The following is a 13,005-nucleotide window of genomic DNA, read 5'->3' as shown; positions in this document are numbered from 1 at the left end:
GGCGCTTGCTCGGTCGGAGTTGGAAACTTATGCTGCGTGCGCTTTGTTTAAGCGCTGCTCTAATACTTCGATGTAGCTTTCTGCTATGTCTAATTGGTCACAAACACGGTCTAGCTCGTCATTGTCTGCGCGGTCCTGGCTGCTAGGCCATAATGAAAGAGGCGTATAACCTGTAGGCGCGCTTGTATTTTCAAACACTGCTGACTTAAACTCATTGCCAAGCAAAGGCTCGTCTTGGTCTAACATGCGGTTTACTTCGGTTAGCGCTTCATGCTCTTGCTGTTCAATAGGTGCGCTTTGCTCAACCGGTTCTTGGCTTACTTGAGCTTGCGGCTCTGGCGCTGCAGTGACGGCTACAGACTCAAGTTGTATCTTTTGTTGGTGCATCATTTTTAGCTGTTGAATAACTTGAGCTAACACTTGAATAACTTCATCAAGGCGATTACCAAATTTTTCATTGGTAGGCGTGAACTGGTCTAACTTCTCAATGCGAGCGGCTATCTCTGCGCTAGATTTATCGAAGTAATTCATTGGATCATTGCGAAGGTTGTTAATGCGTTCGCCAATTTCTTGCGCTTGCTTTTGTAAGCGCTCTTGCTGTGCAATGGCTTCTTGCTGAATGCGTAACTGCTCGCGCTCTGCTGCTACCGCTTCTGCTGCTTTAGCCGCTTGATACATGCTGTTAAGCGCTTCAATAATGTTTTTCTTGGTGTCGATAGCTTCGTGAATAAGCTCTTTGTCGAACGCTTCGGTATCAACAAGATCAACGGCCTCGATTGTGTCAGCAATAAACTGTGAACCTTGATTTTTGCATTGGTCAACAAAGCTGCTCATTTGCGCTATTTCTTCACGCTGCTTATTTAAAAATACTTCACGCTCTTTTGCGATGCGTGCGGCTTCTTCTTTGCGGCGTTTATCTTCTGTTTCAAACGCTTCAATGTAAGGAGTGTAAATTTTATCAATGTCACCGATCAGCTTGTCGGCATACTCTTTAACTTCGGCGCAATAAGCCTTACGCTTCTCGTCTATCGCTTTTGTAATTTTGTTGCGCTCAGTTCTGATTTTGCGCGCTTCTTTAAAGTCATCATCATTGCTCATATCAAGCTTTAACTTACGTGGGTACTGCTTGCGTAAATCTTTAAGCGTGGTTTCTGTTACGCTTTCAGAAAAAACAAACGGTATAATTTGAGTTGATTCAACTAACTCAACTAATTCGCCGTTAACTTCTTTTTCAATTTTATTGACAGTCATTTTCTATACTCCGTTTTTAAGTTTGTTTAGCGCCTCTGTATGCGCTTGGTTGACTTGAGCTACAAAGTTACTGCTATCTACTTTGGTTGCTCGACAATGACCTTTTAGCTCTTGTAATAAGTGCTTATGGTTCAAATTTAATACTGATTCGTTTTCCGCAGTTACAATGCGATCTTTGATAGATTGATTAAGCCAGGCGTGAAACTTCTTGTTTTCGTTCAAGGTGTTTTCTTGCTCTTTAGCTTCAAGCTCTGCTTTTTTGCGATCTTTTATTTCAATTGCTTTATCGCGTATATCAATGCGATTAACGACAGCGGCAAATTTATAAGCCTGCTCGTAATGTTCGCGCAGTGTTAATAAGCTGGTTGCTTGCTCGATAGCATCTAGGTACTTATCAAACTTAGCTTTAGGTAGCGCCCAATCAGGTAATTCAGGCGGGAACCACTCTGCACTCATGCGAGGGCCGTTTTTATTGCTCTTATTAAGCGGTATGTTGATAAACTCGCCGTTAGCTACAAATCGGCTTTCAACCGGTGCACATGTTGCAAACTCGGTGTCAAGTGAGTAAAGGTAGCGACCAATGCCAAATTGCACCGCTGTACGCTTCATAGCGCCAGATAAAGCACCTTTTAACGATTCAATTTGCGAATACTCTGAACCGTCCCATTTAGTGATCCAGTTATCGCCAAAGCGAACACTTAAACCACACAAGTAGCCTTTGCCGCCCGCGGCTTCTTTATATTCGTTTTTCCATCCATCAATGCCGACAACATCGTCTAAGCGTTGTTGAATGGCGCGGTTAGTGATGTAAGGGATAACCATTACCCAAGGCTTACTCTTGCCAGATACGCCACTTTGTTGAACGCGCCATTCAATATCGTGCGCTTCAAATGGGTCGGCTAATAAGCGTTGGATCTCTGCTGATGTTTTTGCGTTGCTCATTGGTCTAGCTCGCTAGTAGAGTAGGTAGGGTGTAAGTGCCTATGCGCTTGCTTTCTCTTGTCGCATCAAGCACTTTTTTTAATTCTGTTGCCGCATTTTCTTCGTTAAGCATTGTTAAGAAAGACTTTTCACACTTGCCGTCAACATAAATAAAAACACTAATAGATGGGTCATTTGCATTAGTAACAACGTTTACATGCACGCGACTTCTAAAGTTGAATGATTCAGCCGTAAGCGTTGCTATAAGCGTTTTTACTTCAAGTGATAATCGACTAGGTATTTGAGAATTGTTATCCATTCTTGCCTCAATGTTTTCTTTTGGAAACTTTCAAGCAAGTTTACACAAGGAAACCGAAAGGTCAACAAAAAAGTTTCTTAAAGTTAACTTTGAGGTGAAAAAAAAGCGCCTTTGTGTGGCGCTGTGTATTTTTGTTAGGCTTTAAGGTAGGTTATTTAATTATATTTCTTTTTAAAGCTTCTTCTAAAAGCTCTCTTTCTTTCTCGCTCAAATCACCGGTTACGCACTGTTCTAATGATTTTAGTGCCAAGCCACTAAGATTACGCGCCTCGCAATTGTTAGCAGGCTCATCCAGCTGCTGCATGATCATCTTATTGTATTTATCATTCACTGCTTCAAGCTTATCTCTTTCGCTTAAGGCATGGCCTGACAAGATGACAAAAGATATAAATAAACTTAAGTTTTGGAATAGATGATAGTTAAATTTACTCTTAAATATTAGGGGTAATGAGGCCACTAAAATTGGGGTAGCCACCATTGCAAAAGAGGAGCCAAGCCAAGCGGTCGCCGCCTCAATAGAGTTTAGGTTGAAGTTGTTTATAATTAGCGAACTGGCAAGAGGAGCGGCTATGCCTACAAATATTTTATCTTTCATCATTAAGCCTCAAAAGTCCTGTATCACTTGCTTAACAACGCCGACTATTGTGCAGTTTCCGTTGATAGGCATTGTCGGATAGCTAGAATTGAAAGGCTTTAAGTATTTAGATCCGCCGTCTATAACAAGCTGCTTTAGTGTCGCTTCTTCGCTGTCGTCAAGCATAGCGACAACCACTTTACCATGTTCAGCTTGGAGATTCGGATCAACAATGATAACGGACCCTTCCGGTATAGATTTGCCACCGCTGCTACTGGTCATGCTGTCGCCTTTTACACGCAGCGCAAAAGAATTTTCGCTTACATTTGCCGTGTGCTGGTAGTAAGTCGTACCTAGATTTTCCCTAATCATGCTCACATCAATTTCTTTCCACTTGCCAGCCTGAACCCATGATATAAGGGGCGCTTTGCCTCTTAGGTCTGGACCTAATTCCAATTCAATATTTTTTTCCGGTGATCCTTTCCCTTCAATTAACCAGGAAACATTGCAGCGCAAAAAAGCAGCAAGTTTAACTGCGTTCTGACCTTTTGGCGTGTTTAGCCCGTTCACCCATTTACTAACAGTGCTTTTAGTTATTCCTAACCGCCTATGAATATCAGCCGCTTTTATGCCGCATTTTTTCATTTGGTTGTTGAGTCGATCTTCAAATGACATATTTTTTATTTCTGAGTTTATATAAGTAAACATAATAGTCTTATTTTGGTTTCTTTTGGTTGACATAAGCAGCGAGCAAGGCGTACACTTTTGGAAACTATTAATGTATAAGGTTCCCAATATGAGAACGTGTGACGCTATCGACTATTTCAACGGAGATCGCAAAGCACTAGGCGAGGCTTTCAGATTTCCAGCAAACAAAGCAACAATTAGCAAGTGGTTTAAAGCTGGCTTCCTTCCTTATGGCCGCGCATTAGAGCTTGAGAAGGAGACCAAAGGGAAGCTAAAGGTTGACTACTCTTGCTACCCAACCGAACAACAAACCGCAGCATAGGAAAACTATAAATGCTTTTATCTAAAAATAGTACGTGCAAAAGCTCACCAAGTACCCGTTGCCCAATGGCGGCGGCAGCTAGCTATGTAAGCGATCACAATATATCTGATATTGCTCGCAAGATTGGTGTTGGTGAAAAAATACTAATCAACAAGCTAAACGACAACTGTGACTCGCACCACCTTAATTTGCAGCAGGCGGTTGCGATTGGTGATGTAACAAATGATCACCGAGTTTTAAATGCGTGGGCTTACAGCCTTGGCAAAACAATTATTGACCTGCCGGACGTAGGACTTTCAGAAGAAGAGTTTGCCGATCAGGTTTTGAAAGTTGGCGAAGCTAGCGGCGGTTATTGCAAGGCAATTCGACTGGCTAGAGAGGACGGCATTATTGAACAGTCGGAATTTAACGATATACAGAGCAAAGCGCTTGAGGCGATTGTGTCTATTTTGCATGTAACAGCAGAGCTTGAGCAAATGGTTCGCCCTGGCCCATCCACAAACCCACCAAACAGCCCTGCAAAAACAAATTTAAAGGTTGCTTCGTAATGGCTGATCACGCAGACGTAGCGCAATTAGAAATAGAACAAGCAGAGTCACGCTTGATTGCCAACTTAAAGCAGCCGGAAGTTACTCCGACAGATGATTGCATTGAATGCGGTAATGAAATTCAAGAGGCCCGTAGAAAGGCTATTAAGACCAATTTATGTATTGGTTGTGCAGAAATGCGCGAGTTACGTAGTAGAAACTACGCAACTCGCAGGTAAAACAAAACCCGCATCAGCTTAGGAGGCACGATAGCGGGTTTCAATTTAGCGAGATAATTATGAACAATTTAGCAGAAGTTTACAAGTTCCCTGATAAACGAGGGGACGAAATTAATCAACATGACACAGGTGGTTATGTGAAAGCAGATATTGAGCAAGGTTATGACAGGCTAGCCCAAAAGCTAACTGACACACTTGCAAATCCACCGGTAAAGCTAAGCGCACGCGAGTATCAAATTGTATTTGCTGTGATCAGTAAAACGTACCGCTGGCAGAAAAAAAATGACTGGATCACGAATACGCAAATTAGCAACTTGACCGGAATTGACAGCACAAATATCGGGAAAATAATTAAAGGTTTAATTGCTAAAAAAGTGTTATTTCGTGATGGCAAAAACACTGGAATTAACCCTGTTGTTAGTGAGTGGCAGGAAATAGGAACTAGTCAAAAACAACTAAAAACTAGTCAAAAACGACTAGTTAAAAATACCCCTAAAACTAGTCAAAAACGACTAGCTAACTCGTCAAAAACGACTAAAAAACTAGTCGAAAATGACTGCCACATAAGAAAAAAAACTAATACAAAAGATAATATAAAAAAAATAAACAAAAAAAGTCTGCTTGAATCTTTAGATTTTTCTACTTGGCCAGCCATGCCTAGCAATCAAATTTTTGATGACTGGATTGCTATGCGTAAATCCAAAAAAGCGAGCGTTAGTCAAACCGTGATTAACAACTTTGGGGCTCAGTTTCAAATTGCTTTTCAAAACGGGCTCAGTGTCGATGAGTGTTTATCCGAGTGCATAACGCGAAACTGGCAGGGTTTTAAATATTCTTGGATAGCTAACGCGAACCAAACTCAATATTCAAACACTGACCAACGTCAATCAAACAACATTGGCGATCAGCTGGCTTACTTGCAGGACTCACTTTCTCACATTCCTTCACCACATGACGACGAGGTGTTGTGATGAATAACCAGTTACCAACAATCCAGCATGGCGATAAGCCACAAGCAAACAGCGTGCTTATTAAAATCATTGGTGACGAAGTGTTACCAGGACTTAAAGCTTACTACCCAAACAGCGATTTTAATTGGCGCGGTAACCTAGCGTTATTTGCAAATGAGTACGCTAGCCAGCTTTACGGTATGGGGATTGTTGCTAAGCACGTTCGCATGGCGCTTGATGCTGCCCGATTAAGATCAGCAACGGAACGACACGCACCAAATCCTATCGAATTTAAAATTTTATGCTTGCAGGCACGCGGAATGCCAACACTAGAACAGTGTATTGCTGAAATGAACGAGCAGCGCATTAAAAATTACGGCAAGGATAAAGAATGGTCGGAGCCTTTAGTTTATTGGCTTAACCAGCAAATCGCAGCAGCTCGCGCAACGCTAGCGGATAGCTCATGGCAAAAGATGGCTAAGGACCGATATACAAAACTTGCTGATAAGTACGGCAAGAATGAGTTAAGTCCGATACCGCTAAAAATCGAGTTTAACGAGCCACCGGCTTACTTGAAGTATGTGGGTTAATTCATGGCTAAATCATACGAGCAAGATCAAAAAGAATTTATTAGAGCGCTAAAAGAAATTTTAGGTGTTCACTATCAATCGGCCCTGGCAGATGCGAAGCAAGCAAAGGCCGCAGCTTTACAGGGAATTAAAAACCCGACACCAAAGCAATTAGGCTTTGCAACAGCAGAAGCTAATCGCGCAATGGCAAAAGCAGCTAAAGCGTGTGGAGTTGATAGCGTACCGCAGTACATCAAGGACCAAAAAGAGGCCGCAAAAAACAAACATGCACAGCGTAACAAGTCGCACAGCCAAAACAGGCAAGCGGCTAATCGTATGCAAGACGTTAAAGCGAGCCCTGGCAACTTCACATCAAAGAAGGTGCCGGCTAATCAAGGTTTCTCACTTAACGAGCAGCTAGAAAAAACATTCAACAATGCAAGAAAAACAGCTTAGGAGCTAATTATGACTATCAAAAAAAGCACACTTACTCAGTTATCACCAGCCGGCGAGGTTTTTTGTGATGGGTTTATCTCAAACTCAAAAGCGCAGGCATCAAAAGCGATTAAGGACGGCGCAGCGGTAAACCATGATGCAGCATTTGCCAGCTTAACTAAGTCCGCCGCTGTATTAGCTGAAAAAAATTGCTTAGACCGTCAAGTGCGTGATGCGCTTATATCAATTGGCGCACACATTTTAGTGCAAGCTCAAAAAGAATTAGTGCAAGCTCAAAAAGAAGCAGTAGCAGCACAAGAGAGCGAGACAAAGGCCGAACCAGCTAAAAAAGCAGATAAGGCCGCGTAATGGCAAAGAAAGTAGTAACCACTACTAACGCCCAATACTTCATGCCTCAAATAGGGCAGGCGGTAAGGGCGCTTTTAAAGCAAGGCAAAAACGTTGTCATTGAGTTTAAAGAGCATAAAGCTAAGCGCTCTTTAGCTCAAAACAGACTGCTTTGGATGTGGAACCAGATAATTGCTGATTATTTTCGTGAGCACTACGGGCAAGAAAATAGCTCAGAGGACGTACACGAAGTATTTGTGCGTAGAAAGTTTGGTGTAAAAGTTATTCAAGCCGGCAACGAGGAACCAATTATCGTGCGCAAGCGAACGCGCAAGCTAAGCACAAAAGAGTTTTGCGAGTATCTAAATTGGTTAGAGCAATACTGCGCTGAATATTTAGAGCTTTTACTACCACAGCCGGACGATTTATATCACTTGGCTATGTACGGGGAGACAAATAATGTCAGTCATTAGTAAAAAAATAAGAAATAGTGCACGCGGCCAGCAATGCCAAGTGCGTATACCTGGCGTATGCAACCGCAACCCTGAAACCGTAATACTTGCACACGTTGGCAAAGGCTCAGGTATGGGCCAGAAGTGTGATGATATTCACGCAACTTACGCATGCTCAGCGTGTCACGATGTAATTGATGGCAGAGTGCGAATAGGGGATCCAAGAATAAACCGGCTCTATGCCTATGAAGCCATGGTTAGAACGCAAAAGCTTTTACTAGAGCAAGAATTGATACAGGTGGCTAAATGAATTTAACGATAGGCATTGATCCCGACTTTGTAAAAAGCGGTGTTGCTGTTGTCCAGGGCAAAACAATCATTCACCTTGAGTCGCTAAGCTTTGTCGATATGTTTGAATACATAGCCGCAGCAGGGCCAAAAGAGAATATTTTAATAAAATTAGAGAACCCAAGCGCTATAAAGCCTCTTTTTGGTAAGAAGGTTCAAAACAGCCGCGCTGTACGCGAAAAGATATGCCAGGACGTAGGTAAGTGTAAAGCGACAGGCTCACTAATTCAGCAAGTATTAGAAAGCCAGGGCTATCAAGTAAAACTGATTACACCACTAAAAGGCCCGGTAAAGCGAGAAGCTAAAAAAAGCGATAAGTATTTCAACCAAATTACAGGTTGGAAGGGCAGAAGTAACGAAGATAAGCGCGATGCCGCTTTGGTGGCGCTTTATGGATGATAAACCGCTACAACTAAGAATGACTCACGCACAGCATGTTTATGGGTGGATGCTAAAGCGGGGCGGGATTGAAACTTACGACTTATCTTGGCCGTGTTTAGCGCTTGAAGGTTTACTTGCTAAACCCGCAGATTTTAAGGCTCACAGCGAAGTTACCGCTATATTTAAACGCATGGGAGTGAGATAATATGCAACCAATTAAGCTACTTGCAAAGCTTACAACTAAAACGCTTAACCTCACTGGTACATTTGGTGGAAGTGGACAAGATGTTATTGATTGGCGAACGGCAGCCCATGCTTTAGCAGGTTTGCCATCTTGCCAAACTAATTGGGCTTACTTTCGCTATGTGGGTGAAGAAACGCGACTTAACCGTGTTGTACGCTCGCTTACTATGCACATAACGTTATTCGTAAAGATAAAGCATTACAAAGTTAAACCGGAAACACTAAACGGTATAGTAATGGCTGCGATACATGAATTTGTGCAACCTGTATGTGGTGAGTGTGATGGTAGTGGTTTAGTGCCAGGGCAAAAGGCGAATAACCTAAACGCTGAAATATGTATTAAATGCCATGGCCGGGGCAGAAAGACAGTATCAACCCGCAGTAGATGCAAGATTATAGGTATCGGGCATAAAAGCTACACTGATAGCCATGATGACATTACGAAAGAGCTACTGCGTTTAATAGCCTGCTGGGAAAGCGATATATTTAAGAATATACGCGTAAAAATGGAGGACGTTGCTTAGTGTAAGGTATTTGGTTGGAGTTAGTTCTAATCTAAACATTGCGTACTAAGAGTATTTCCGCAAATTAAAGTGCGCAATGTGCGCACTCCTAAGTTGTTGATATTTTTATAATAATAAAAAATTAACTATACTTGCTACGCATATGAGCGATTAAATACGTATAATGCGCAGCTTTAAGTTGGAGTCGCTTAAATCTGTTTTCTTGTTCATTTGATGAATAAGTTTGGGTTTCATTAATTTTTTGGGGTTACCCAGGCAGCTATGAGCGAGAACTGGTCATTTATAGTTAATTGCCATTAGCTAAGTAAGACTGAGAGGATACTTTTCTCTTTTTTACATGTTTATATAAACTACAGAAAGCATAATATTTATAACTGGCAATAACTTAAACTGTTTGTTATTAATGTAAGTTCACAAAATAAGGACGTTTTCGCGGTAAAATGGGGAAAGTGTCCTCTGATAAAGTTGTTAAATTACTTTGGAGTAATATGGAACTCAAAGATTTTATTAAAGAGGCAATTAAAGATATTTCTGAGGCAATTGTTGAGTGTAATGACGATTTAAATGAAATAGGTACAATTGTAAATCCAAGAAGAGTCTTAATTGAAAAAAATGCTAAAGACAATTTAATCGGTTATATGACGACCCCTCGTGATGATCCTGATCCGAACTATTTAAGACCTGTTCATATGATTAGTTTTGATATGTCAGTTTCTACTACTACGAAAAAAGATGGGAAAGAGGGGATTGGTGTAAATGTGGTGGGTATTAAACTGGGCAAAGATAAAACGGATACGAATTCCGATAATACAGCGAGTCGTTTAAGTTTTTCAGTGCCAATTGCACTCCCAACGCATAAAGCATAATTTAACAACACGTCCTTAGGTGGACAGCAAGCGCTAAAGCTCATTTTCCACCGCAAATTTTAACAGCGGTGATCCTTTACTTTTCAATGCGGTTAAGTAAGTCGATTCATCGTAGGACGTATGTGTTTTTCAGCACCTAAATAGGATTCGTATCCACTTAAATGCCAATGATCTGATGATGGTATTATGAGGTTTTCCTTATGCTTCTTGCTGCCGATAATATGCTTTTGCCCAAAATGAATCACGGAAGAAGCTGAGTTATGTAGACAAAATGAAAGTAAATACGTAATGGCAACTGTATTGCCTTGTTAATAATATAGAAAAGCTGCAAAACACGATGCATTAAGGGGAAGCCCTTTTAACCTAAAATAAAGCCACTGAAGTACCCGTAACATCTTAAAAAACGCCAATTAAAACAACAGTAAACCCTTTTTATATTCTGCATAACAGTACAGTAATAGGTTGAACCAAAATAAGAATTCAGCTATGGTTCATCAATAAAAACAAGTTATTCTACAGGCTCGTTAGATTATCAATCAAAATATGGAGATAAAAGGTAGTATATGAAAATTAGAGTAGGATTTATTATTTGTTCACTTATTCTTTCAAGTAATGCTATGGCAAATGGAAACCCTGATTTTACTGCTTTTGCTTTAAAGCAAGCAAATTCAAAAGGGTTTTATGGTTGCGATACAGCAATAAAAACCACGTTTCAATTTGCTTCGGGTACTGATATAAGAGTTTTTACAGATCAATTTGATGAAACTAAAAGTGATTCATTAAAGCTCACTGGTATATATGGTTCAAAAGGAGACACTGTTTATTTAGAGGCTGAATACAGAGTAAAGGACTCTAAATGTTATGTTACCAAAACATCTATGATTACTTCTTTAAAATCATGCACTGCATATGCAAGTGAAATGAAAGAGTTTAATTTTGTGGCAGAAACAGGTGACTACATAGTGTTGCAAAACAAAGGCAAAGTTCCTATGTTTCTTAAACCATTAGCTACTTCTTGCGTTGTCACATTTCAAAATACGCTAACTTTTTAAAAATAATCTAGCAGAGATTATGGCGTCAATAGTTAATTTATAACTTTTGGCGTTTCCCATAAAACACCACCTCTACGGAAAACATTTAATTTTTTACGTTCAATGTCCTCAAATGAAAAACTGAATGTCATAGCTCTGATTAACTGCGAAAATAGTAAACTTAACTTTAGGCTAACTTTTTCTATGACGATGCCAATATAATCGGTTTATTAGAATAATTACCGCTAAGTTTATGATATAAAAATGAAGAATATAAATTCTAGCGATTCGCTTATACAGAATAGAGCATGAAGTAAGGATATAACCATGCAAGATAAACTCACCAACATAGAAGTTCAGCCTGTAGGGTGTGGCGAACATTGTCATTTTACACTGCGCATAGACACTAATTCAGAACATCTCGAAGCATATTTCAATAAAAATGACACAAAGGTAACGCTTGCTTATAAGCTTAGGGGTTTGGCTGATAAAATAGAGGGCGAAGAGTAGTGGAAAAGTTAGGTTCTTGGGTTAAATGTGTATCGTTTGTTTACGTATTGATTCTTTTTTTACTTCTATTTTTGTATGACGCTTTTGTTCCTACTGGTTCATGGGGGTCATTTAGTGATGTAGCCATTGCTGCTTTCACGTTTTTAATATCTTTAGCGACTTCTTTGCTATTCATTGCGGCTTGGTTTGCAGGTAAATCATGGAAGGTTGAAAGGGAGTTTGACCAAGCTTCAGAGGTTATTGGAAAATTTGTTCACTTGTACTCCCATTACTTAGATGCAAGGGATTTACAAGTTAAAACATTTATTTACCTAGATGAAATTAAAGATTCAAATTTAACAGAAGCTGAGTTATATGAAAAGCATAGTGGAAATAAGATTGAGTTAAATAAGGCTATTGATAAGCTAAGATCTCAACTAGCAGCTAAATCGAAAGCAATGGCAAGGGCAGAGCAAGATTATCAAAAGGTCATACTTACTATAGATGCTTTAGAAAAAGACATTTTAATTATAAGTATACATTTTGAAAGGTCCAAGGCTTTAATTTTGCAAGAAAAACTTCATGACCTAAGAAAAGTCACAGTCAACTTCCATGATAATTTTAATAAGAGGTTTGCAATTATATCCAAGTCACTTCTTGGCACAGAAAGAAGTTTACCTAAATTGATTGAACCTGAATCTTTTAAAAAATATGAACAGTTTGATGATTTTTTAGATGTTTTATTTAATAGAGATGATTAGAGGAAAGTATGGCTCTAATAATTAGTAACTTGAACAAGTTGAATAACTACACCGACTTACCTAGCGGCGTATCAGGCTTAATCGAAAAGAATAAAGATGCTACTTTTTACGGTATAGCTAGCGGCCGCTCAATGGAAGGTGTAGGTATATTTGATGGTGATGTGCTTTTGATTGATAGAAGCTTGAACGTTGAGCCTGGTGACGTAATAGTTGCTGTACTAAACGGTCAGTATGTTTGCAAAGTAGCAGACCTTAAAAACAATCAATTACTGTCTGCAAGTGATGAATACGAACCTTACGTACTCAAAGGTGGTGACGAATTCACTTTAGAAGGTGTTGTAGCCAGCTCTGTGCGCATGCATCGAGGAAGTATAAAAAATACTATTTAAGGTAAAGCTATGTTGTTTAAAGTAGAAGTTTGGAATGAGAATAGAGACAGTATGCAAACCGTGGAATTAGGGTTTGTGCTTTGTGGCTGGGGAATTGGTGGAACTGGATCTATATGGGACAACAAAGACGCTAGCCCTGATGGTGATGAGTTATTTAAAATGTTACGTAGTAACTTTTATACATACCTACCAGAGCAAGCTCCCGATGTTTTATTAAGTATATGGGAGTCTATTGATTTAGGGAAAATAGATTACGAAGAAGCGGAAGCACGTTTAGCTCAATTGTTTAATTGGATTAATCATTGTCATATATCAAAACCAAGGTGGGATGATTAACTTGCAACCCCCCCAATACTGATATACTATTTCCCATATTGAA

The 13,005-nt window shown here is 40.0% G+C and carries 22 protein-coding genes and 1 pseudogene; 17 read left to right on the top strand and 6 right to left on the bottom strand.

Annotation, left to right across the window (positions count from 1 at the left end; genetic code table 11):
- Window positions 1–27 precede the first annotated feature (27 nt).
- The 5 genes from ABX891_RS11935 to ABX891_RS11915 all read right to left on the bottom strand — a co-directional run bounded on the left by ABX891_RS11935 (window position 28) and on the right by ABX891_RS11915 (window position 3,773).
- On the bottom strand, window positions 28–1,251 hold the full coding sequence (locus ABX891_RS11935; protein ID WP_354629599.1) for a hypothetical protein: 1,224 nt from the start codon (window positions 1,249–1,251) through the stop codon (window positions 28–30).
- A gap of 3 nt (window positions 1,252–1,254) precedes the next feature.
- Window positions 1,255–2,193: a Rad52/Rad22 family DNA repair protein gene (locus ABX891_RS11930; RefSeq protein WP_354629598.1), complete on the bottom strand. Its 939-nt coding sequence runs from the start codon at window positions 2,191–2,193 to the stop codon at window positions 1,255–1,257.
- Between the two features lie 4 nt (window positions 2,194–2,197).
- Window positions 2,198–2,491 (bottom strand): hypothetical protein, encoded by a 294-nt coding sequence (locus ABX891_RS11925; RefSeq protein ID WP_354629597.1) that lies wholly within the window; start codon window positions 2,489–2,491, stop codon window positions 2,198–2,200.
- A gap of 151 nt (window positions 2,492–2,642) precedes the next feature.
- Window positions 2,643–3,089: a hypothetical protein gene (locus tag ABX891_RS11920; protein WP_354629596.1), complete on the bottom strand. Its 447-nt coding sequence runs from the start codon at window positions 3,087–3,089 to the stop codon at window positions 2,643–2,645.
- Window positions 3,090–3,095: 6 nt separating this feature from the next.
- Entirely contained in the window at window positions 3,096–3,773 is a 678-nt protein-coding gene (locus ABX891_RS11915; RefSeq protein ID WP_354629595.1) for a LexA family protein, read from the bottom strand.
- A 312-nt stretch (window positions 3,774–4,085) separates the two neighbouring features.
- On the opposite strand from ABX891_RS11915, the gene ABX891_RS11910 reads away from it, so the two are divergent.
- The 12 genes from ABX891_RS11910 (at window position 4,086) to ABX891_RS11855 (ending at window position 9,956) form a co-directional block, all read left to right on the top strand.
- Window positions 4,086–4,622 (top strand): phage regulatory CII family protein, encoded by a 537-nt coding sequence (locus ABX891_RS11910; protein WP_354629594.1) that lies wholly within the window; start codon window positions 4,086–4,088, stop codon window positions 4,620–4,622.
- Window positions 4,622–4,840: a TraR/DksA C4-type zinc finger protein gene (locus ABX891_RS11905; RefSeq protein ID WP_354629593.1), complete on the top strand. Its 219-nt coding sequence runs from the start codon at window positions 4,622–4,624 to the stop codon at window positions 4,838–4,840. The genes ABX891_RS11910 and ABX891_RS11905 overlap by 1 nt, the downstream gene beginning before the upstream one ends.
- A gap of 59 nt (window positions 4,841–4,899) precedes the next feature.
- The gene (locus ABX891_RS11900; protein ID WP_354629592.1) at window positions 4,900–5,811 is read left to right on the top strand and encodes a replication protein; all 912 of its coding nucleotides are present in this window, start codon (window positions 4,900–4,902) and stop codon (window positions 5,809–5,811) included.
- The gene (locus ABX891_RS11895; RefSeq protein ID WP_290192437.1) at window positions 5,811–6,380 is read left to right on the top strand and encodes a hypothetical protein; all 570 of its coding nucleotides are present in this window, start codon (window positions 5,811–5,813) and stop codon (window positions 6,378–6,380) included. Before ABX891_RS11900 ends, ABX891_RS11895 begins: the two co-directional genes overlap by 1 nt.
- Window positions 6,381–6,383: 3 nt before the next feature.
- A complete protein-coding gene (locus tag ABX891_RS11890) occupies window positions 6,384–6,815 on the top strand; it encodes a hypothetical protein (RefSeq protein WP_354629591.1) in 432 nt (143 codons plus the stop codon).
- Between the two features lie 9 nt (window positions 6,816–6,824).
- Window positions 6,825–7,163, top strand: coding sequence for a hypothetical protein (locus ABX891_RS11885; protein ID WP_354629590.1), 339 nt, complete (start codon window positions 6,825–6,827; stop codon window positions 7,161–7,163).
- Complete coding sequence (locus ABX891_RS11880) at window positions 7,163–7,615, top strand: recombination protein NinB (protein ID WP_354629589.1); 453 nt, start codon at window positions 7,163–7,165, stop codon at window positions 7,613–7,615. Before ABX891_RS11885 ends, ABX891_RS11880 begins: the two co-directional genes overlap by 1 nt.
- Window positions 7,602–7,904 (top strand): DUF1364 domain-containing protein, encoded by a 303-nt coding sequence (locus ABX891_RS11875; RefSeq protein WP_354629588.1) that lies wholly within the window; start codon window positions 7,602–7,604, stop codon window positions 7,902–7,904. Before ABX891_RS11880 ends, ABX891_RS11875 begins: the two co-directional genes overlap by 14 nt.
- Complete coding sequence (locus tag ABX891_RS11870; protein ID WP_354629587.1) at window positions 7,901–8,341, top strand: hypothetical protein; 441 nt, start codon at window positions 7,901–7,903, stop codon at window positions 8,339–8,341. The genes ABX891_RS11875 and ABX891_RS11870 overlap by 4 nt, the downstream gene beginning before the upstream one ends.
- On the top strand, window positions 8,334–8,528 hold the full coding sequence (locus ABX891_RS11865) for a hypothetical protein (protein ID WP_354629586.1): 195 nt from the start codon (window positions 8,334–8,336) through the stop codon (window positions 8,526–8,528). The genes ABX891_RS11870 and ABX891_RS11865 overlap by 8 nt, the downstream gene beginning before the upstream one ends.
- Window position 8,529: 1 nt before the next feature.
- The gene (locus ABX891_RS11860) at window positions 8,530–9,090 is read left to right on the top strand and encodes a hypothetical protein (protein WP_354629585.1); all 561 of its coding nucleotides are present in this window, start codon (window positions 8,530–8,532) and stop codon (window positions 9,088–9,090) included.
- Between the two features lie 488 nt (window positions 9,091–9,578).
- A complete protein-coding gene (locus ABX891_RS11855; protein WP_354629584.1) occupies window positions 9,579–9,956 on the top strand; it encodes a hypothetical protein in 378 nt (125 codons plus the stop codon).
- Window positions 9,957–9,989: 33 nt separating this feature from the next.
- Here ABX891_RS11855 and ABX891_RS11850 read toward each other — a convergent pair.
- A pseudogene (locus ABX891_RS11850) lies at window positions 9,990–10,196 on the bottom strand (IS110 family transposase); the annotation flags it as partial.
- A 323-nt stretch (window positions 10,197–10,519) separates the two neighbouring features.
- Between ABX891_RS11850 and ABX891_RS11845 the strand changes: the two are divergent.
- The 5 genes from ABX891_RS11845 to ABX891_RS11825 all read left to right on the top strand — a co-directional run bounded on the left by ABX891_RS11845 (window position 10,520) and on the right by ABX891_RS11825 (window position 12,962).
- Window positions 10,520–11,008 carry a hypothetical protein gene (locus ABX891_RS11845; protein WP_354629583.1) on the top strand — a complete coding sequence of 163 codons (489 nt, stop codon included), beginning with the start codon at window positions 10,520–10,522 and terminating at the stop codon, window positions 11,006–11,008.
- A gap of 306 nt (window positions 11,009–11,314) precedes the next feature.
- The gene (locus ABX891_RS11840; RefSeq protein WP_354629582.1) at window positions 11,315–11,497 is read left to right on the top strand and encodes a hypothetical protein; all 183 of its coding nucleotides are present in this window, start codon (window positions 11,315–11,317) and stop codon (window positions 11,495–11,497) included.
- Complete coding sequence (locus tag ABX891_RS11835; RefSeq protein ID WP_182734374.1) at window positions 11,497–12,237, top strand: hypothetical protein; 741 nt, start codon at window positions 11,497–11,499, stop codon at window positions 12,235–12,237. Before ABX891_RS11840 ends, ABX891_RS11835 begins: the two co-directional genes overlap by 1 nt.
- An 8-nt stretch (window positions 12,238–12,245) precedes the next feature.
- Window positions 12,246–12,626 carry a LexA family protein gene (locus ABX891_RS11830; RefSeq protein WP_182734378.1) on the top strand — a complete coding sequence of 127 codons (381 nt, stop codon included), beginning with the start codon at window positions 12,246–12,248 and terminating at the stop codon, window positions 12,624–12,626.
- A gap of 51 nt (window positions 12,627–12,677) precedes the next feature.
- On the top strand, window positions 12,678–12,962 hold the full coding sequence (locus ABX891_RS11825; RefSeq protein ID WP_182734380.1) for a hypothetical protein: 285 nt from the start codon (window positions 12,678–12,680) through the stop codon (window positions 12,960–12,962).
- Window positions 12,963–13,005 lie beyond the last annotated feature (43 nt).

Origin of the sequence: Pseudoalteromonas sp. NCIMB 1079 (assembly GCF_040567695.1) — a bacterium.
GTDB lineage: Bacteria > Pseudomonadota > Gammaproteobacteria > Enterobacterales > Alteromonadaceae > Pseudoalteromonas > Pseudoalteromonas distincta.
Note: the sequence above shows the minus strand (reverse complement) of the source record. Positions and strands in the feature narration are given on the sequence as shown.